16 protein-coding genes are annotated in these 18,733 nt (G+C 41.6%); 10 read left to right on the top strand and 6 right to left on the bottom strand.

Going from position 1 to position 18,733, the window contains the following annotated elements; all coding sequences use genetic code 11:
* Nucleotides 1-54 precede the first annotated feature (54 nt).
* From EGN73_RS16805 to EGN73_RS16785, 5 genes are all read left to right on the top strand, one after another.
* Nucleotides 55-3,324 (top strand): VPS10 domain-containing protein, encoded by a 3,270-nt coding sequence (locus EGN73_RS16805; RefSeq protein WP_219292570.1) that lies wholly within the window; start codon nt 55-57, stop codon nt 3,322-3,324.
* A gap of 341 nt (nt 3,325-3,665) precedes the next feature.
* Nucleotides 3,666-3,863 (top strand): hypothetical protein, encoded by a 198-nt coding sequence (locus tag EGN73_RS16800; RefSeq protein ID WP_219292568.1) that lies wholly within the window; start codon nt 3,666-3,668, stop codon nt 3,861-3,863.
* Nucleotides 3,864-3,913: 50 nt separating this feature from the next.
* Complete coding sequence (locus EGN73_RS16795; RefSeq protein WP_219292566.1) at nt 3,914-4,720, top strand: metallophosphoesterase family protein; 807 nt, start codon at nt 3,914-3,916, stop codon at nt 4,718-4,720.
* Nucleotides 4,721-4,776: 56 nt separating this feature from the next.
* Complete coding sequence (locus tag EGN73_RS16790; RefSeq protein ID WP_219292564.1) at nt 4,777-5,010, top strand: hypothetical protein; 234 nt, start codon at nt 4,777-4,779, stop codon at nt 5,008-5,010.
* Nucleotides 5,011-5,118: 108 nt separating this feature from the next.
* Nucleotides 5,119-7,038 (top strand): sialate O-acetylesterase, encoded by a 1,920-nt coding sequence (locus EGN73_RS16785; RefSeq protein WP_219292562.1) that lies wholly within the window; start codon nt 5,119-5,121, stop codon nt 7,036-7,038.
* Nucleotides 7,039-7,153: 115 nt separating this feature from the next.
* Here the strand turns inward: EGN73_RS16785 and EGN73_RS16780 are convergent, their stop codons facing one another.
* The 3 genes from EGN73_RS16780 to EGN73_RS16770 all read right to left on the bottom strand — a co-directional run bounded on the left by EGN73_RS16780 (nt 7,154) and on the right by EGN73_RS16770 (nt 10,928).
* Entirely contained in the window at nt 7,154-9,490 is a 2,337-nt protein-coding gene (locus tag EGN73_RS16780; RefSeq protein WP_219292560.1) for a glycoside hydrolase family 95 protein, read from the bottom strand.
* Nucleotides 9,491-9,597: 107 nt separating this feature from the next.
* Nucleotides 9,598-10,248, bottom strand: coding sequence for a hypothetical protein (locus tag EGN73_RS16775; protein ID WP_219292558.1), 651 nt, complete (start codon nt 10,246-10,248; stop codon nt 9,598-9,600).
* A gap of 104 nt (nt 10,249-10,352) precedes the next feature.
* A complete protein-coding gene (locus EGN73_RS16770) occupies nt 10,353-10,928 on the bottom strand; it encodes a TlpA family protein disulfide reductase (RefSeq protein ID WP_219292556.1) in 576 nt (191 codons plus the stop codon).
* Between the two features lie 178 nt (nt 10,929-11,106).
* Between EGN73_RS16770 and EGN73_RS16765 the strand changes: the two genes are divergently transcribed.
* From EGN73_RS16765 to EGN73_RS16750, 4 genes are all read left to right on the top strand, one after another.
* Nucleotides 11,107-11,358: a hypothetical protein gene (locus tag EGN73_RS16765; RefSeq protein WP_219292554.1), complete on the top strand. Its 252-nt coding sequence runs from the start codon at nt 11,107-11,109 to the stop codon at nt 11,356-11,358.
* Between the two features lie 180 nt (nt 11,359-11,538).
* Nucleotides 11,539-13,794: a Tex family protein gene (locus EGN73_RS16760; protein ID WP_219292552.1), complete on the top strand. Its 2,256-nt coding sequence runs from the start codon at nt 11,539-11,541 to the stop codon at nt 13,792-13,794.
* 464 nt (nt 13,795-14,258) lie between these two features.
* Entirely contained in the window at nt 14,259-14,513 is a 255-nt protein-coding gene (locus EGN73_RS16755) for a hypothetical protein (protein ID WP_219292550.1), read from the top strand.
* A gap of 12 nt (nt 14,514-14,525) precedes the next feature.
* Nucleotides 14,526-15,296 (top strand): XRE family transcriptional regulator, encoded by a 771-nt coding sequence (locus EGN73_RS16750; RefSeq protein WP_219292548.1) that lies wholly within the window; start codon nt 14,526-14,528, stop codon nt 15,294-15,296.
* Nucleotides 15,297-15,335: 39 nt separating this feature from the next.
* Here EGN73_RS16750 and rluF read toward each other — a convergent pair whose 3' ends face one another.
* On the bottom strand, nt 15,336-16,067 hold the full coding sequence (gene rluF / locus EGN73_RS16745) for a 23S rRNA pseudouridine(2604) synthase RluF (protein WP_219292546.1): 732 nt from the start codon (nt 16,065-16,067) through the stop codon (nt 15,336-15,338).
* Between the two features lie 164 nt (nt 16,068-16,231).
* On the opposite strand from rluF, the gene EGN73_RS16740 reads away from it, so the two are divergent.
* Nucleotides 16,232-16,681, top strand: coding sequence for a hypothetical protein (locus EGN73_RS16740; RefSeq protein WP_219292544.1), 450 nt, complete (start codon nt 16,232-16,234; stop codon nt 16,679-16,681).
* Here EGN73_RS16740 and EGN73_RS16735 read toward each other — a convergent pair.
* Together EGN73_RS16735 and EGN73_RS16730 are read right to left on the bottom strand one after the other, a co-directional pair.
* Complete coding sequence (locus tag EGN73_RS16735; protein WP_219292542.1) at nt 16,674-17,435, bottom strand: hypothetical protein; 762 nt, start codon at nt 17,433-17,435, stop codon at nt 16,674-16,676. The genes EGN73_RS16740 and EGN73_RS16735 overlap by 8 nt on opposite strands.
* A gap of 108 nt (nt 17,436-17,543) precedes the next feature.
* Nucleotides 17,544-18,728 (bottom strand): ATP-grasp domain-containing protein, encoded by a 1,185-nt coding sequence (locus tag EGN73_RS16730; protein WP_219292540.1) that lies wholly within the window; start codon nt 18,726-18,728, stop codon nt 17,544-17,546.
* Nucleotides 18,729-18,733 lie beyond the last annotated feature (5 nt).

The raw sequence follows: 18,733 nt of genomic DNA, 5'->3' as shown, positions 1-18,733 counted from the left end.
TGTGAAAGAAAATAAAATTTCTTGTACCTTTTTATCAATAAAACCAAATATACTATGCGTAAACATTTACTGATTTTTATTTGCTTTCTGTTTCTTGGCCTTTTAGGGCATGAAAACAGTATTTATGCCCAATCCAATCAAACAGAATTGGCTAAAAAGCTGGCCAAAGGCTTAGAACTTCGAAGTATAGGGCCTGCGGTCATGGGCGGCCGAATAGCGGATATTGCGGTTCACCCGGTTCATTCCAGTACCTGGTATGTGGCGGTAGGCTCGGGGGGCTTATGGAAAACCACCAATAGCGGAGTTACTTGGACTCCGGTCTTTGATGATCAGCCGTCTTACTCCATAGGTACCGTAGTGATAGACCCCAACAATCCCGAAGTGATTTGGGTAGGCACTGGGGAAAATGTGAGCGGAAGGCATGTCGGTTGGGGTGATGGCATTTACAAAAGTTTGGATGGCGGAGCCACATGGAAGCAGATGGGATTGAAAAAATCTGAGCATATTGGGAAGATTTTGGTGGATCCAAGGGACAGCGATGTGGTGTATGTAGCTGCTGAGGGACCGCTTTGGTCATCCGGTGGAGAGCGTGGTTTGTATAAGACAAATGACGGAGGTGAAAATTGGAACCTGGTCCTTGAAATAGATGAAAATACAGGTGTGGCAGATGCCGAATTCGACCCTTCCGATCCGGATGTTATCTATGCCGCTGCTTATGAACGGAGAAGGAAAACCTGGGCATTCTTAGCCGGAGGTCCCAATTCTGGAATCTATAAATCTACTGATGGCGGTGAAAACTGGAGAAAAGTAAGCAAAGGTTTGCCCCAAGGTGATATTGGTAAAATCGGATTGGCAGTAACTCCGGCTGATCCGAGCATTGTTTATGCAACCATCGAAGCAGATGAATCCAATAAGGGTTTTTATCGATCTACAGACAAAGGAGAAAGCTGGGAAAAACGCAACAGTTATGTATCAGGTGGGACAGGGCCACATTATTATCAGGAAATAGAAGCTTCTCCGACTGATCCGGATCTGGTTTACCAAATGGACGTATTTCTCCATAGGACCAGGGATGGTGGAAAGACTTTTGACTACGGAGAAACAGGAAGAGGAAAACACAGTGACAATCACGCACTTTGGATTGACCCCGCCAACGGGAAACACTTGTTGGTCGGTACAGACGGAGGGCTTTACGAATCTTTTGACGAGGGGGAGACCTGGAGGCTATTTCCGAACCTGCCCATTTCTCAATTTTACAAAGTAGGCATAGACAACTCAGAACCCTTTTTCAATGTAGTGGTTGGAGCCCAGGACTTAGGGACATTGCTTGGACCATCGCGTACGACCAACGTTGAGGGTGTGAGAAATCAGGATTGGTACGTGCCATTGGGTGCTGATGGACATGATGCTGTTTTTGATCCGGAAGATCCCAATACAGTCTATATGGAATTTCAACAAGGAATGTTGCATAGGCATAACCGGACTACCGGGGAAGTTTTGGGTATTCAGCCTCAGCCCGAGCCCAACGATCCGCCGGAAAGATGGAATTGGGATAGTCCCATTCAGTTAAGTCCTCATGACCATAAGACCTTATATTTTGGTTCCCACAGGGTTTGGAAAAGTACTGATCGAGGTGATTCCTGGTCAGCTATCAGTGAAGATTTGACTACTGGTAAAAGCAGGTACGAGCTTCCCATGATAGACAAGGTGCCTGGAATAGATGCCTTATACGACAATGGAGCCATGTCCAAATTTGCCACCTTAACCAGTATCAGTGAATCTCCAGTACAGGCCGGAGTTCTGTACACTGGTTCTGATGATGGGTTGATTCATGCGAGTGAAGATGATGGACAAAACTGGAGAAAATGTACAAGACTTCCCGGTGTTCCGGAATTGACCTTTATCAACCATGTCCATGCTTCTCCTCATGATGTCAATACGGTATTTGCAGTGGCTGATGGGCATCAGTTGGGTGACTACAATTCTTACGTCTTTATGAGTACCGATAAGGGTAGATCATGGAAATCCATAGCAGGCGATTTACCCAAAAACACTATCATTTGGGTGCTGAAGCAGGATCATAAAGATGAAAACTTGCTTTTCATTGGGACAGAGTATGGAATTTACTTTTCCCCTAACAAAGGTGCAAACTGGATCAAGCTCAAAGCAGGCGTACCCACTATTTCATTCAGAGATATTGAATTGCATCCTAGGGATAATGACTTGGTAGGAGCAAGTTTTGGGAGAGGAGTGTATGTATTGGATGACTACTCTCCATTGAGAAATCTCGGGAAGCTGAGCGAGTCAAGCTCAAGTATGGTATTACCAGTGAGAGATGCATGGTGGTATGTACCAAGCGTACCTATGCAGGCTAAAGGAATGCCTTCTCAGGGTTCGGATAGTTATGTCAGTGACAATCCACCATTTGGAGCGGTATTTACCTATTACATTAAAGATTTGCCCAAAACAGACAGGACCAAGCGGAAAGAAAAAGAACAAAAACTAAGGGAAGAGAAAAACAATGTTTCCATTCCGGACTGGGATGAGTTGCGACAAGAAAAGCTGGAGCAAGATCCAAGTGTGCTTCTTTTGGTTAGGGATGAAGCCGGAGAGCCTATCCGGTGGATTGAAGGAAAAGCTTCAGAAGGCATTCATAGAGCAAGTTGGGATTTAAGACTGCCCGCCCCACATCCGATCAGCCTTTTTATGCCGGAGTTTCAGCCTCCCTGGGTAAGTGAACCTGAAGGGCCATTGGTGGCTCCCGGAAAGTACAGCGTGGAGCTTTTTGTCAATAGTAATGGAGCGCTTGAATCATTAGGGGATAAGCAGGTGTTTACTGTAAAGCCAGTATACGAGCAATCTACGGACTTCAAAGCCATGGCTGACTTCAAGAAAGAAACGGCTGAACTTTATAGAAAAACCTTCACGGCGGTAAGACAATTAAATGAAGCTGAAGAAAAGCTCAGGTTTATCAAAGCCGCATTTACCAAGACTCCTAATGTTTCGCCGGATTTGTTCAAAGAGTGGAACGACATCAACGAAAGCTTAGCAGAACTTAAGACCAAGCTGATGTATGACCAAATCCGAGGCAGTAAGGACGAGTCTACCTCTCCAAGTATCACAGGAAGGATAGGTGCTACAGTCTACGGGCATTGGGACAGTACGGAGCCGCCAACCTCTACCCAAAAAAGGAATATTGAGATAGCCAAGAGTGAATTTGAAGACTATCAGCAGGCATCGGATTCTTTCTTCCAAAAAATGAAAAGCTTCGAAAGAAAACTGGAGGAAGCGGGAGCGCCTTATACCCCAAATAGAGGTAGGTAAAGCTTTTCTTCCACATCCAGCTTACCTTGATGTGCTTTGAGCCCTTAAACATTATCTTCTAAAGAAGGCAATGTTTAAGGGCTTCCTATCTTTATGGAAATCCGGAAAAAATTACCTCTACATTTTCAATCTATACTATCCAATAAAGTATGGCTTAAATAATGATTAGCCTTAAAAAAACATAATCAAGATCTACAACATATCCTCGGATAAGAATTCAAACTTTAAAATCCCAATCTACAATCTAAAATCTACAATCTAAAATCTTAAATCTACAATCTTAAGCCTCCCCTTCGGTACACCATTTGCGAATGGTATCTGAAAATAAACACTATAACACTATGAAAACAATTGGAATTATTTTATCGATTTTAGGAGGTATCGGTCTGATCGTTTTTGGGCTACAGGCAATGGAAGATTCCGAAAGCTTTAGCTTATTGGGAATGGACATAGCAGTAAGTACAGCCAATTGGACCCCGGTAATTGTGAGTGGGGTGGTCTTGGTGCTTGGCTTGGTCATGTCGGCACGTAAAAAATAACCACGCTGAAAATAGGCTGTATGCGCTTGCAGCATTATATTTAGATCACAATGCAGCGCAGGTCATTTATAAAAAATATCAGTCTGGCAACGGCAATTACACCACTTATGCCTTTTTTGACTTTTGGGAAAATGAATTTTCCCACTGATCCTATATTCAGGTTTATCATCGCTTCAGATGGCCATTATGGTCAGTCGGGAACCGATTTCGAATCTGTTCACCATACGCTGATTGATGCGATCAACAAAGAAGAAAAGGTGGATTTGGTGATTTTTAATGGAGACCTCATACATGATGAGCCCAAATGGATGCCTGAAGTCAAGAAAGTTTATGAAAGACTTCAGGCACCCTATTTCCCAGTTCGGGGAAATCATGACCGCATTACTACACAAGCCTGGGAAGAGATTTGGGGTATTCCTACCGATTTTGCTTTTGTCCAAAATGAAAATTTTGGATTCATATTGGCGGACAGTTCCAATGAAAAGGGAGAGTACCTTTGTGTAGATCTTGATTTTTTAAAAAATAAATTAAATGAATTTGAGCTGTTGTCACACGTATTTGTATGCATCCATATTTCACAGCAGGATTGGACCAGACATGGTGTTTCCTGCATGGAGGTTATGGATCTTTTGGCTTCCTATCCGAATGTGAAAGCAGTGATACACGGACATGATCATGATGTCAACGGTGTCATGCTGTACAAGAAAAAACCTTTTGTTTGGACAGGACATTTTGGAGGGAACTGGGGATCTCCCGTTCCGGGATATAGAATTGTGGAAATCGGCGCTGATGGTACCACTGTCACTTACCTCAAATCCATGAAAGATGACAGGATTTTGAGTGGTTATACCCTGTGATCTTTTTCAACAATTTCGTTTATGGAGGGTTAGGTTTCTGTTCAAAACGTAAGCTTATGCCATTTTATACTTTAATCCTAAATGACAGTTCCAAGTCTGTGGTTTTAGCAGAATCAATGGAGGAACTGGAGGCCGAATTGGTCAATAGATTTTCACCTGAATTCAGAAATGAAGTGAAAGAAGTCCATTGGGTGGATAAGACCCTTCATTGTGCCATGAATTACCAGACAGGAGAAATCAAGAGAGACATTTCCACTGCCGATACCAATCCCTTTGGCTATAGAAATTGAGCGATTTCTTTTGCTTTGAAGATTTTTTCTGTAAATACCTTATTGCCTTAGGTACAAATTGGATAAATTGGTACCCATTCTAAAACCAACCCTAATCCTATGTGCCGAATGTTGAATAGACTTTGTGTTCTGATTTGCCTTTTTGTGGTGTTTTCCTGTAGGCAAGAGGAACGCCTTTCCGAAGTTGAATTACCAAGATTCTTTTCTGATCACATGGTTTTCCAGAGGGGAGAGCCTATCAGGGTGTGGGGAAAAGGTGAAGAGGGAATGTTTGTAGAAGTTAAATTCAATTCACAGACTCAACGGGCAAAAGTGGATGAAAATGGTAAGTGGCTGGTGGAATTTGACGCTATGTCAGCATCGGGACCTTTTGATCTTGAAATTAATGAAATGAAAATTAGAGATGTGCAGGTAGGAGAGGTGTGGTTGGCATCAGGACAATCCAATATGGAATGGGTCATGAGTGCAGGGGTAGAGCATCTCAACACGGAAATTTCCGATGCGGATTACCCTTTGATACGTTTTTTCAAAGTGCCCCATGATTATGATGCCAAAAAGAAATTCAATGTCAGGGGAGGGGAATGGAAAGTGGCCAATTCTGATAATCTCCTGTATTTTTCAGCTGTAGCATGGTTTTTTGCAAAGAGAAACCATCTCGATAAGGGAGTCCCTATAGGGATAATTGATGCCAGCTGGGGTGGAACTCCCGCAGAAGGTTGGATAGATGCCGAAGCTTTGCTGCAATCTGAGTTTTATGGAACCAAGGCAGGGGATATCATTAATAGAAGCCAATATTGGGAACAGGAGGTAATTGACAACAAACTCCGTGAGTTGGAAAGAAATGAAGTAGTAGGTGACGCCCGGAAAGCTGAAATCCAAGGGGTGGTCAACCCTAACTATGATGACAGTGACTGGGAGTCCATCAAATTGCCGGAAGCCAATCCTTTGAAAGATGTGGTCTGGTTGAGAAAAAAGGTCAATCTGACTGATACCCAAAGTGTAAAAATCCAATTTGGTGAAATTGAGCAGCTCGGACACGTCTATGTCAATGGAGGACGTCTTTTTGTAAAAGATTATTCCGACAAAGTCAGGGAGTATCCTATTCCTTCCAGTATGCTTCAAAAAGGTGAAAACCTCATTGCAATTCGGGTAGTCAATACCTGGAACAATGAAGTGAGGGTTGGACAAAAAGGTAATTTTTATCTCAGTACCAATCAAGGGAAAATCAATCTGGAAGGAGATTGGAAATTCAACAATCGTATTGAAGATCCGCTTCCAAATGTAGAAAAGTACAACTGGCTTCCTGGTATGATGTTCAATGCCATGATTTATCCCCTGGTCAATTACCCCATCAAAGGGGTGATCTGGTACCAAGGCGAAAGCAATACAGGAGACCATGAGCATTATGAAGGGCTATTTTCTACCCTGATTTCAAGTTGGAGAGGAAACTGGGCAATAGGGGACTTCCCGTTTCTTTTCGTTCAGTTGGCTAATTTTATGGAAAGAAAAGAAGTACAGCCGGATTCTAATTGGGCATTTTTAAGAGAGGCCCAAAGTAATGTGAGAAATCTTCCGAATACAGGAATGGCGGTAACCATTGATATAGGGGATGAAAAGGATATTCACCCTAGAAATAAGCGGGATGTTGGACATAGGTTGTATAGGGTTGCACAGAAGGTGGCTTATGGAGATGGCATTTTGCACAGAGGGCCAAACCTACTCCGTGCCAGGGTTGTGAACGATGTGTTTGTTTTAAATTATGCTGACATAGGCGAGGGTTTTGTTTTAGAATCAGGTGATGAAGTAGAAGGCTTTATTATTACCGGTAGAGATGGTGAGTTTTATTCTGCCAAGGGAAGAATTACTGGAGAAAACGAAATACAGGTGTTTCACCCTAAAGTTACTGATCCTGTAGAGATTCGCTATGCATGGGCTGATAATCCCTCTGTAAATCTTTATAATTCAGAAGGTTTACCTGCCGAACCGTTCAGGTTTAGGTTACTAGACATTGATTCAGTCAGACAATGATACTGCTGTAGAATGGCAGAGTAAAATGAAAGCAAGCTTTAAAAATTTCTTGCATTTTGAAAAGCTTGATTTTTTTGCTTAATCCATTTCAAAATCAAGCGCAAATATATATTTGCTAAAAGCTCAATTCAAATCTTTGATTTTTTTCCAGGACTACTTCAATCTCTTTGCCTTTGTACCGAATTAATGCATTTCCTCCTAAGGGAGAAATAATGCTGGCTTTTGTTAAAGTGCCATTTGACCATTCTATATCAATATTGAAGTTTCCCCTTGCTTTCAGGCCTTCAATTTTTCCCTCTGACCAGATGGGCGGCAATGCCGGCAATAACTCTATAAACCCATCATGGCTTTGGAGAAGCATCTCTGCAATACCCGCGGTATAACCAAAATTCCCATCAATCTGAAACGGCGGGTGCGCATCAAACAAATTGGGGTATAAAGAAATTTCAATCAGTTTCCGAACATGCTCATGTGCCATTTCCCCATCCATCAGCCTTGCAGAAAAGTTAATCAGCCAGGCCCTGGACCAGCCAGTACCTGCACCACCATGCTCAAGCCGGTAGTCCAGTGTCCTGCGTACAGCATCAAACAACTCAGGAGTTTGCGTTTTGGTAACAGCATTTCCTGGGTGAAAAGCATACAGGTGTGACATGTGCCTGTGACCTTTTTCTGTTTCTTTGTAATCCTGATCCCATTCCATGAGTCTTCCATCGCTGCCTACCTGAAGTCCTGATCTAAGTCTGGAGCGTTTTTCTTTGATTTCCTGGAGTAAATCTGACTGAATGCCCAGAAGCTCGGCGGCATTTATGTAATTGTCAAAAACCTCAGCTATGATCTGTTGATCCATTGCTGCACCAATGGTACTTGCAGTATGATCTCCATTTGAATTGATAAAACTGTTTTCAGGAGATGTGGAGGGGGATGAAGCCAATTTCCCATCCAAAGGGTGAGGAACTATCCAGTCTGCATAGAACGCCACGATTTCTTCAGCTACCGGGATAAACCTTTCTTTTAAAAACTCCACATTTTGGGTAAAGAGATACCTTTCCCAATAATGTTGCATCATCCAGCCTCCGGCTCCCAACCATGATCCCCAATAGGCCTGTGCTGCTTGAAGGAAAGTCATTTTCCAAAGGTCTGTGCCATGAGCAAATGCAGCTCCCCGCATGCCATAAGTTTCCTTTGCTGTTTTTTGCCCACTGGGAATCAAAGCATCTGTAAACTCAAAAAAAGGATCATGGAGTTCGCTCAAATTGGTGACTTCCGCAGGCCAGTAATTCATCTGCATATTGATGTTCATGTGGTAATCCGCATTCCAGGGAGCAGCAATATGCTGGTTCCAGATTCCCTGAAGATTGGCAGGAAGGGTGCCTGGTCTGGAACTGCCAATCAAAAGGTATCGGCCATAATCAAAAAGCAGCTTTTCAAGATGCAGATCTGTAGCTCCGGCTTTTATATTTTCAATTCTCCTATCGGTAGGGATTGTATCAATACTCTTTTCTCCCAATTGGAAATTTACCCTTCGGAATAAATCCTGATGGTCTTTCTGATGCCTCTTCTGCAATTCAGCAAAATTTAGCTCCTTCAATGCCATCAGGTCAGCTTGATTTTTCCCTCTAAAGTCAGTATGGTAAAAGGAGGTGTTTGCTACCAATTTGATGCTGAGTGTTTCTACATTTTCTATCCAAATGGCATCTCCCTTTCCTTCCAGTTTTCCTCCTTCGTTTTCCAGCAAAGCTATAGTCTGAAAACGAACACCATGCAGAATTGGGGCAGGTTTGGAATCGATCTGTCCTTTTCTTTGGGTGACCTCTCCGTCCATTTGGAGGATGTTATTTACAGGAGTGCTGATTTTTACTGTAGGAAATCCATCATCTTCTGGTCGATCCAGCCTGATCTTGCCATTTAGACCTTTTGGATGGGTAGTGGTGATCTGGATAATAATTCCTTGATCTTTGGCAGAAGAAATAGCTATTTGTTCAAACTCATACCCTTCATATTGATAGGTGACAGTAGCCAGCGCTTTGTCGAGATCAAGGCTTCTTTGGTAATTGCTGATATCCTGATGCCCCAATTCCAACCAAAGGTCTCCCATGGTCTGATGAGAGCGGGTGATGCTTTTTCGGGAAAAAAGAGCTACCATTAATGAGTCTGCTATTTTGTTTTCTCCCTTTACCAAAAGTTCTCTGATGTAGGCCAAGTCTTCAGGCTTTCCTTCTGCCAAGCCCCAGTCATTAGGTCCGCCAGGCCAAAGGGAATCTTCGTTCAGTTGTATTCTTTCTACGTCTGTTCTCCCAAAAACCATGGCTCCCAACCTGCCATTGCCTAGCGGCAAGGCCTCTTCCCATTTGTCGGCAGGTTGCTCGTACCAAAGTACGCTTTGGGCATAGGAAGTTGAAATAGAAGAAAGGATTGTTACTAATAGGAGTAAGAAAAAAAACGAAGACTTCATGAGCTTAGGTTTAAGGAAATTAAATTCCTGAATATTTACCGAATCTGCAAGAAGTCGACACTTGGGGGCAAGGATAAGATGACAGTAGGCTAAATTTGGTGCTTCATTTAAAAATGAAAAGCAAACCTGATGGCTCTTAATGGAATAAAAGATAGTCCAAAATTTTGGGTTTTGTTTTTTTCTTCTTCGGAAATTCCTCTTTTTTCAGTGTAGATAGAATGGCTGAACCTTGCAGAAACTCCCGTTTCGGCTGAGACAGAAAAATGACGGGAAAAGTGGTATTTCATTCCTAAAAATCCAATGCTTGAATAATTAAAAGAATCACCTTTTTGAGTTGTGATAAAAGCAGGATCATCTGCATTTGGTTTGGATCTAGAACCTGAATAAGCAAAACCAAGGTCAATACCATAGTACCCGATAATCCTGGTTGTTAAGTTTTGTTGCCATTCTTTTCCAATTGTAATTGCATAAAAATGATTCTGGAAATCTGTTGAATTTATTGGCGTAAAATCTGTTCCTATTGTTCTAAAATCACTTGAAAAATTAAGCCCAAATCTAAGAGCTGCATTTTTATCATTTTTAGTCTTGTAATGTCTTCTATAAAGTAAAGTACTTGGATAATTCCCATTGATGATCGGGTCAATATCCAGTGAAAGTTCATGCTTGGTTTCTTCGTAATCAAAGAGGGGTTTTTCTTGGGCGTATGCTTGAAAAGAGAATAACAAACCGAAAAGAACAAATGAGAGGAGTTTTTTCATAGAAATAGAAATTTTCGTCTAAAATTTAATATTTCTACGAGAAAGGTTTCAGGTCGGGCAAGAAAAATACAGTTGAAATGTTAAAGTGTTAGTAATCAGAGTTTTTATTTTTGATTAATCAAAAAACTCCTGAATTCTTCCGTATCAAAATTACTCATTCCTTCCTGATAGAAGACGATTTCCCCAGAAGGACTGATGACCAAGGTGGTGGGAATGGACTGGCTTTGAAGGGTGGAGTTGAGTCCAAAAGAAGCATGTACTACAGGAAAGGCAAATCCCTTTTTATCTATATAATCCTTGCTCTTTTCCAATTCCTTATCCAAAGCGATCATTAAGAACTCCAGGTTTTCCGTGTCCTTGACTTTTTTAAATAATTCGGAAATATGCGGCATCTCAGCCCGACAAGGAGGGCACCAAGTCGCCCAGAGATTGATGAATACCGTTTTTCCCCTGTAATCAGACAAATCCACAGGGTTTCCCTCCAAGTCTACGAACCTTCCCGTATAATCAAAGGATCTGTTTGTCTTATCCACCAAGGTAATTTTTGGTTTGATCAGTCCCGTACTGAGTAAAAGGGATTGAATGCCTCCCATGACAGGTGTGATCAGACCTGTAAAATACAAAAATGCAAACGCGGCCAATATGATGCCCCAACTCTTAATTTCCTTTTTCCAATCCATTTTAAATTTATCTTCATACAAAGTTATAAATACAAATATAAATGCTTGGTGATTTTGGTTACAGGTCTTATGGGTTGTTGTATATTTCTCAAAATCTGCCGTTTATGTTTTAATTTTTACCTGATCTTCTTATCTTGACTAAGTATAATTTTATCATTTTTACCAAAACCATCCAACCATGGAAAATACTAATACCTCAGTAATGACTGTCAAAGACTGGTTCATTACAGTTTTAATTGCCGCGATTCCGCTTGTGGGCTTTGTCATGCTCTTCGTATGGGGATTCGGTGAAGGCACTAATCTCAACAAGCAAAACTGGGCCAAAGCAACCTTATTGTGGATTGCTGTTATTATAGCCCTTTATGTTTTGTTTTTTGCCTTCTTCGGAGCTGCATTTTTAGCTGGTCTTGGCAATGACTTTGACTTTTAATTCAGTTCTCAATTGCTAAGTTCTTAATGCCCGGTCAGTGAAATCTGTCCGGGCTTTTTTTAAGTAAGGCTCATTATTCAGATGCTCAGACCCTTAAAGGCAATAGGGACATAATGTCACTTGGAATTTTTTGAGGGAAAATGGGAAGTGCTTACTTTGCGCCCCAATTATAAAATACGTATGGATATTAATCATTTTGTAAAAATAGCCGAGGAACTTGGCGTAAAAGTAAAACAGGTAACTGATACAGTGGAGTTGTTGGACGGTGGGGCGACAGTTCCATTTATTTCCAGGTATAGGAAAGAAGTGACGGGAAGCCTGGATGAGGTGCAGGTAGCCAGTATTAGGGACAGGGTGCAGCAATTAAGAGATTTGGAAAAAAGGAGAGAAGCTATCCTCAAGTCGATTCAGGAGCAGGAAAAACTCACACCCGAGCTGGAAAAAAAGATCAATGCCGCTGAAACGATGGCCATCTTAGAGGATCTTTACCTTCCGTACAAACCAAAAAGAAGGACCAAAGCAACTGTGGCAAGAGAAAAGGGACTTGAACCTTTGGCTATACTTATTTTTGAACAAAAGTCAATACAGCTAGAGGAAGAAGCTTCCAAATATGTAGATGAAGAAAAAGAGGTCAAATCCACAGAGGAAGCTCTGCAAGGTGCCAGGGATATCATAGCAGAATGGATCAATGAAAATGTGGATGTGAGGAAAAAAATGAGAGAGCTCTTCATTGAAAAAGGGGAGTTCGTTTCAAAAGTAATTCCCGGAAAGGAAGAAGAAGCAGCCAAGTACAAGGATTATTTTGATTGGTCAGAGCCGATCAAAACTGCCCCCTCACATAGGGTTTTAGCGATGAGAAGAGGGGAAAAGGAGCTTTTTCTCCTATTGGATTCCTGCCCTGATGAGCAGTCTGCTTTGGCTTTGGTGGAGAAAATCATTTTGACCGGAGAAGCCAATACTTCAGTAGAGCAAGTCAAGCTGGCCATTAAAGATTGCTACAAAAGGCTGCTCAAGCCCTCCATGGAAACTGAAGTAAGGTTGTATACCAAGAAAAAAGCAGAAGAGGAAGCCATCAAAGTTTTTGCTGAAAACCTCAGGCAATTGCTTCTGGCAGCTCCATTGGGAGAAAAATCAGTGATGGCCATTGATCCAGGTTTCAGGACCGGATGTAAGACCGTTTGCCTCGGACCTCAGGGTCAGCTGCTGAGCTATGATGCTATTTTTCCCAATGAACCGCAAAAAAGAACCGCCGAAGCAGGGGCTACTATCCGAAACTTGGTACAGAAACATCAGGTGGAGGCCATAGCCATTGGTAACGGGACGGCAAGTAGGGAGACTGAATCATTTGTAAAATCCCTTGGGCTTCCCAAAAATGTGATTATCACCATGGTCAACGAGAGCGGAGCATCAATTTACTCTGCTTCAAACGTGGCAAGGGAGGAATTTCCTGACTTGGATCTAACCGTAAGAGGTGCTGTATCCATAGGCAGAAGGTTGATGGATCCTTTGGCAGAACTGGTAAAAATTGATGCCAAATCAATCGGAGTAGGGCAGTATCAGCATGATGTAGATCAGTCTGCTTTGAAAAACTCTCTTGACGATACTGTGATGAGTTGTGTCAACGGTGTAGGTGTGGAAGTGAATACAGCTTCCAAACAATTGCTTACCTATGTTTCAGGACTTGGGCCTGTTTTGGCACAAAATATTGTGGCTTTCCGAAATGAGAATGGACCTTTTAAGAGCAGAGAGGAAATAAAAAAGGTACCAAGGTTGGGGGATAAAGCCTACGAGCAGGCAGCGGGATTTTTAAGAATCCGGAATGCGAACAATCCTTTGGACAGTTCTGCTGTGCATCCGGAACGGTACGCTTTGGTGGAGAAAATGGCAAAAGATCTTGGTGCGAAGGTAAAAGACCTGATGACTTCCGAGGAGCTCAGGTCAAAGGTGGTATTGAAAAACTATGTTTCCGAAACTGTGGGATTGCCTACTCTTGTAGATATCATGGACGAGCTTTCCAAGCCCGGTCGTGATCCTAGAGAGGTGTTTGAGGTTTTCAGTTTCCAGGATGGTGTCAATGAAATGTCAGACCTGAAAGTTGGAATGAAGCTGCCCGGTATTGTAACCAACATCACCAAATTCGGAGCATTTGTAGATATTGGAGTACATCAGGATGGCCTGGTACATTTGAGCCATCTCGCGGACCGTTATATTTCCGATCCATCGGAGATTGTCGCGGTCAATCAAAAAGTAGAAGTGACTGTGATGGAGGTAGATATTCCAAGGAAAAGAATAGGCTTAAGTATGAAGTCAGATCCTTTTGGAGCAAAGCCTAAAACCAAAAAGTCTGATAGATCAGATTCAAGTAGAGGGAAAGAAAAAGAAGCCGAGGGAGATTTGGCGGCCAAACTCGCCATGCTTCAGAATAAGTTCAGGTAATGACCTGGATTCAAAAAGCAAAAGCGCCGTGGAGGAATCTACGGCGCTTTTTTTATAACAGTTGGTTCAGAAAATGCAGTTCTATAAATAGTCCCTGATAAGAACACGAATTTATGGACGTGTATAGGCTACACAAGGTTTCAAAGTTTTTGGGAAATGTTGGAAAGGAGGAAGTTTAGAGACAAGAGACAAGAAGCAAGAAGCAAGAGACAAGAAGCAAGAGACAAGAAGCAAGAGACAAGAAGCAAGAGACAAGAAGCAAGAGACAAGAAACAAGAGACAAGAAGCAAGAGACAAGAGACAAGAAAAATGAGAATCAAGAAAATTTGTCGCATCTCATCTCTCGCTTCTCCTACAAAATGCGACATTATATGTCATAATAGGGTTGATTTTATAAACATATATATGTTATTTAAAATAACATTACTACATTAGCTACTGTTAATTCTTTAAAAGACAAAGCCATGAAAACAGAAGCAAACATCAGCATTACCCAAAAAGAACTTCCAAGTGGAAACTGTCAGGTGAAATTTTTCATCGAAGATGAGACCAAACCGATGTATGGTTATTTGTTGACCAGTGAACCAAAGCCGGTGGGGGAAATCATTGCGGAAATACAGGAGAGAATGTATAGAAGAAAGACCTTGTCTTCTGCCAATCCCATTTCTTTAACTAATCCGGTCAAAGAGGATCATAATTTTTATCTTTTTTCAGCTTAACCTGTCTGGCTTATGTTGTTAGCTAAAAACCTGAAATTCCTCAGATCTAAAGAAGGGATGACACAATTGGAACTGGCTGAAAAGCTAGGTGTACAGCGGAGCATGATATCCGCTTATGAAGATGGAAGATCAGAGCCGAAGCTTGCGGCATTGGAAATTATTACTGAGACATTCGGCACAAGCCTCGATGAGCTTTTATTCCACGATATTCAGGTGCATGGCAGAAAAGTTAATCAGCAAAAAAATATCAAAGTCCTGACCATTGCAGTAGATGATCAGGACAAGGAAAACATCACCATGGTTCCCCAAAAGGCTTCTGCCGGATATCTCAATGGATTTGCGGATCCGGAATACATGGAATCCTTACCGCAGTTTCACCTACCCAGCCTTTCCACAAGCAGTACATACAGGGCTTTTGAGCTTAGTGGTGATAGCATGTTGCCATTGGTTCCTGGGACGATTGTAATCGGTGCTTATGTAGATCAATTGACTCAGGTTCAAAGTGGGAAAACCTATATCCTAGTCACGGTAACTGAAGGCATTGTGTACAAAAGGGTGTTCAATTATCTTGAAGAAAACGGGAAATTGTACCTGGTCTCCGATAATGAGCATTACAAACCCTATGAAGTAAAAGCAGAGGATGTGCTGGAAATCTGGGAAGCCAAAGCATTTATCAGTACGGATTTCCCAAACCCTAAAGACAAGTCCAAGCCTGTAAGTTTGGAGGATATTTCCCAGATGATATTGGAAATCAAAGCAGAGATAGTCAGAATGAAAGGTTGATTACATGAGTATTGAATTCATTTAACTCCAAAAATCTAATCATTCATGTGTCTTCGAACTATCAGCGATAAGTCGGTTCAGTTCTGACATTTCCTTTGGAGTAAGGTCTCTCCATCTTCCCAATGGCATGTCCAAATGGATATTCATGATCCGGATTCTTTGCAGTTTGGTGACCTTATAACCCAAATATTCGCACATTCGCCTGATTTGCCTATTGAGCCCTTGGGTCAGGATGATGTTGAATTTGAATCGGTTGATTTGTTTGACTTCACACTTATCCGTTACCGTTCCAAGAATAGGGATTCCATTACTCATTTTCTGGACAAAATCCGCTGTAATTGGCTTATCTACTGTGACTATATACTCCTTTTCGTGATTGTTTTTAGCCCTTAATATTTTGTTGACTATATCCCCATCGCTGGTCAAAAGTATAAGGCCCTCACTGGGTTTGTCCAGTCTCCCTATATGAAATATTCGTTTTGGATGATTGATGTAGTCGATGATATTGTTTTTTTCGGCTTTCGTGTCCGTAGTGCATACGATCCCCACAGGTTTGTTGAAGGCAATATAGACATGGTCTTCTGCTGGCTCTGAAATCAGTTTTCCTCTTACCCTGATTTCGTCGCCGTCCTGGATTTTGGTTCCCATTTCCGGGATTTTACCATTTATTGTTACCAGGCCTTTTTCTATCAGTTTGTCCGCTTCCCTACGGGAACAAAAGCCAACTTCACTCAAATATTTATTGATTCTGGTGCCTGTGGTATCATTCATTTGGATACAAAATATTGAACCCGCAAGGTAAAGTCTTTTAGGAAGAAATTAAACTCAATTTGGTTCGGAAGATTCTGTAGAAAGCAGTAATTTAAGATGCAGGAACAATTGCATTCCTGCTGTGAACCGCAAATCAGTTGTACAAACAATAAACCCGAAAGAATATGGATGAAAAGACATTCAAACAGTTAGGATTATGGATAGACCATAACAAGGCAATGCTGATAGGCTACCAAGACGGTCAGGCATATATGATTGAAACAGTGGAGTCTCCGGTAGAAGCCCTCAAGAGGGAGGCAGGTGAGGGAAATGACAGCACCCGTTTCACTCCCAACAACAACCATACTTCCAACAATGAACACAAAAAGCACAATATCAGCCAAAATGAACTGAGGGATTATTTCAAAATACTCGAATCCAAACTCCAACCTTATGAAGACATTTTGATTTTTGGACCGGGAACAGCTAAAGAACAAATCCGGAACAGGCTTAGGGAGTTGAAGTCTTTTGACAATAAATGGATCTCTATCCAAAAGAGTGATAAGTTGACCGAGAATCAACTTTTGGCCTTTGTGAGGGATTTTTATAAAAATGAATCCCCCGCTGTCAGGTAAGTTTTCGGAATCCTTCTTTTATTCTGGAAATCGCATCAAAGGAGTCATCAATGTTGAAGACTCCTTTTTTCATGTCATGCCAGTACCCATCTCCACAATCAATGTAATCTCCGTTTTGGGAAGGTTTCTTTTCTTTTGCCCTGTCATAATCATAGTCCGGCAAAAACACATACCCTAACAGTTCCTTGGCCTTTTCCCAATGGATTTCTTTCATTTTGCCATTGACCAAGACTTCCACTTTTCGAATAGAAAAGCGAACTGTAAGACTGATTTCTTTGGAACCGGCCTGGTCCACGATCAAATAATTGACCTGTAAAGGAGCCTCCCTTTTGCTGAGTTCATAGATGGCTTGTATATAATCCTGTGTAAAAAATTGCCATTCTTGTTGGTTGAGAGGGGTAGTTCTGCTGACCTTGCCGTGTACATCCTTGGCAAGGATATATATGCCACCTTCCTCTTGATCGAGTCGATTGTTTGACCACTTGGATTTGGCATACAGTTCTTTCAATGGTTTTTCCCAGACTTTGGGCACTTCTCCCTGGAAATGGTAGTCGTCCTCTAAAGAAAATCCTTCATTAAGGATTTCTTCCTCACTTAGATCCTCCCGATCGGTATATTCCATGTCCAGTTGAGTATCCAAAAAGTTTTTCCCAAAACCAATTTTCAGTTTGAAAACATGGCTATAAGGGGGAGGGATCACTCCTGAATCAAATTCAATTTCCAATCGGGCTAAATCTTCGGTCTTAAGGTGCATTTTTAATTTTGTGCCTGTTCCCAGGTAGTTTTCAGTTCAAAACTCTTTGATCATAAAGAATGGACAAAAATAAAGGTATTTCCCGAACCATCTCTAATTTCCCCTACTTTAGGCCAAGGTTGAAGGCAATAGCTTGATGTAAGATCTTAGGTCTGAATGCAATATCCTTTGGAGTTCTTGTTCATTTCCTTTACCCGTTTCAGTAAAGATAAAGCCAAATACACCATATTTTTCCATGTGTACTTTTCGGATATGAAGAGGACGCTCAAAGTCTTTTGCCAAAAGCCCGAAATCAAAATAGGCGATTTCTTCAAATGGAATTCCTGAATTGTTATCCAACAGTATCAGGCTATAGGTCTTTTCTTGCCTAATTTCAAAAATCTTATTCCAATCAGGTCTTTGCGATTCGAAGAAGGAGAGGTACGAGTTGATGCCATAGGAATACCAGGTCAAGTCTGCTGTAGTGCACCATCCGCCAAACCTCATAGGGTTGACTTCAATGGGTATCAATTTCCCGGATTTCATCCTAAATTCAATGTGTAGAGGAAAGTTCCTTAGCCCAATCTTGGAAGAAATCACTGCTAAAAATTCCAATATTGGTTTTTCCAGTGAACGGATTGTTTTTTCGGAACTTGAGTATAACCTGTCCGAAACATCATCCATTGATTTGAAAACGTGGTGAAGTACATTCAAAATAACAGGATCGCCATTTTCATCAAAATAACAATCCAATGCATACTCTTCACCTTCTATGTATTCCTCGAGCACAAACGCCGTATTATCCACAACCTCTTTGGGGTAAAGGGCTTTCGTAGCCTCCATTTCAGACCGGATTTTAGACTTAATAGAAGGCCAATCTTCTGCTTTTGAGACAAGGTGGACTCCCAGGCTGAAAAATCCCACAATTGGTTTGATGATAAACGGAAAACGGACCGAAGATAGAACCAGATTATCTAAATCCCCTAAGTCAAGCTTGCTGAAAAAATAATCGGGATATGCTTCTTTGATGAGTTCCCGGAAAGCATATTTATTTTTGAATATCCTGATTTTTTCAGGAATACCGGTACCCTGAGTGTTTTGTTCAATCCATTCAATCGAATTTTCAGAATTTGTATAAACTTTGGAATCAGGCTTATCACGTAAGCTGATTACGGCGTCTCTTTCACTTATCCAATTTACCTTCAAATCTCCCATTATTTCTTTAGCAGGCACTGTAGCCACCACAGGAAGCTGAAATTGGACAATGGTCTCTTTTAGAAAATCTGAGGTGTAGGGGTAATCCAGTAAGATCATATGGC

The organism is Arthrospiribacter ruber, from assembly GCF_019343195.1.
GTDB lineage: Bacteria > Bacteroidota > Bacteroidia > Cytophagales > Cyclobacteriaceae > Arthrospiribacter > Arthrospiribacter ruber.
This window is presented reverse-complemented; position numbering and strand designations above follow the sequence as displayed.

Coding starts and splice junctions, on each gene's coding strand:
- EGN73_RS16805 (WP_219292570.1), top strand. CDS start 55: ATGCGTAAACATTTACTGATTTTTATTTGCTTTCTGTTTCTTGGCCTT.
- EGN73_RS16800 (WP_219292568.1), top strand. CDS start 3,666: ATGAAAACAATTGGAATTATTTTATCGATTTTAGGAGGTATCGGTCTG.
- EGN73_RS16795 (WP_219292566.1), top strand. CDS start 3,914: ATGCAGCGCAGGTCATTTATAAAAAATATCAGTCTGGCAACGGCAATT.
- EGN73_RS16790 (WP_219292564.1), top strand. CDS start 4,777: ATGCCATTTTATACTTTAATCCTAAATGACAGTTCCAAGTCTGTGGTT.
- EGN73_RS16785 (WP_219292562.1), top strand. CDS start 5,119: ATGTTGAATAGACTTTGTGTTCTGATTTGCCTTTTTGTGGTGTTTTCC.
- EGN73_RS16780 (WP_219292560.1), bottom strand. CDS start 9,490: ATGAAGTCTTCGTTTTTTTTCTTACTCCTATTAGTAACAATCCTTTCT.
- EGN73_RS16775 (WP_219292558.1), bottom strand. CDS start 10,248: ATGAAAAAACTCCTCTCATTTGTTCTTTTCGGTTTGTTATTCTCTTTT.
- EGN73_RS16770 (WP_219292556.1), bottom strand. CDS start 10,928: ATGGATTGGAAAAAGGAAATTAAGAGTTGGGGCATCATATTGGCCGCG.
- EGN73_RS16765 (WP_219292554.1), top strand. CDS start 11,107: ATGGAAAATACTAATACCTCAGTAATGACTGTCAAAGACTGGTTCATT.
- EGN73_RS16760 (WP_219292552.1), top strand. CDS start 11,539: ATGGATATTAATCATTTTGTAAAAATAGCCGAGGAACTTGGCGTAAAA.
- EGN73_RS16755 (WP_219292550.1), top strand. CDS start 14,259: ATGAAAACAGAAGCAAACATCAGCATTACCCAAAAAGAACTTCCAAGT.
- EGN73_RS16750 (WP_219292548.1), top strand. CDS start 14,526: ATGTTGTTAGCTAAAAACCTGAAATTCCTCAGATCTAAAGAAGGGATG.
- rluF (WP_219292546.1), bottom strand. CDS start 16,067: ATGAATGATACCACAGGCACCAGAATCAATAAATATTTGAGTGAAGTT.
- EGN73_RS16740 (WP_219292544.1), top strand. CDS start 16,232: ATGGATGAAAAGACATTCAAACAGTTAGGATTATGGATAGACCATAAC.
- EGN73_RS16735 (WP_219292542.1), bottom strand. CDS start 17,435: ATGCACCTTAAGACCGAAGATTTAGCCCGATTGGAAATTGAATTTGAT.
- EGN73_RS16730 (WP_219292540.1), bottom strand. CDS start 18,728: ATGATCTTACTGGATTACCCCTACACCTCAGATTTTCTAAAAGAGACC.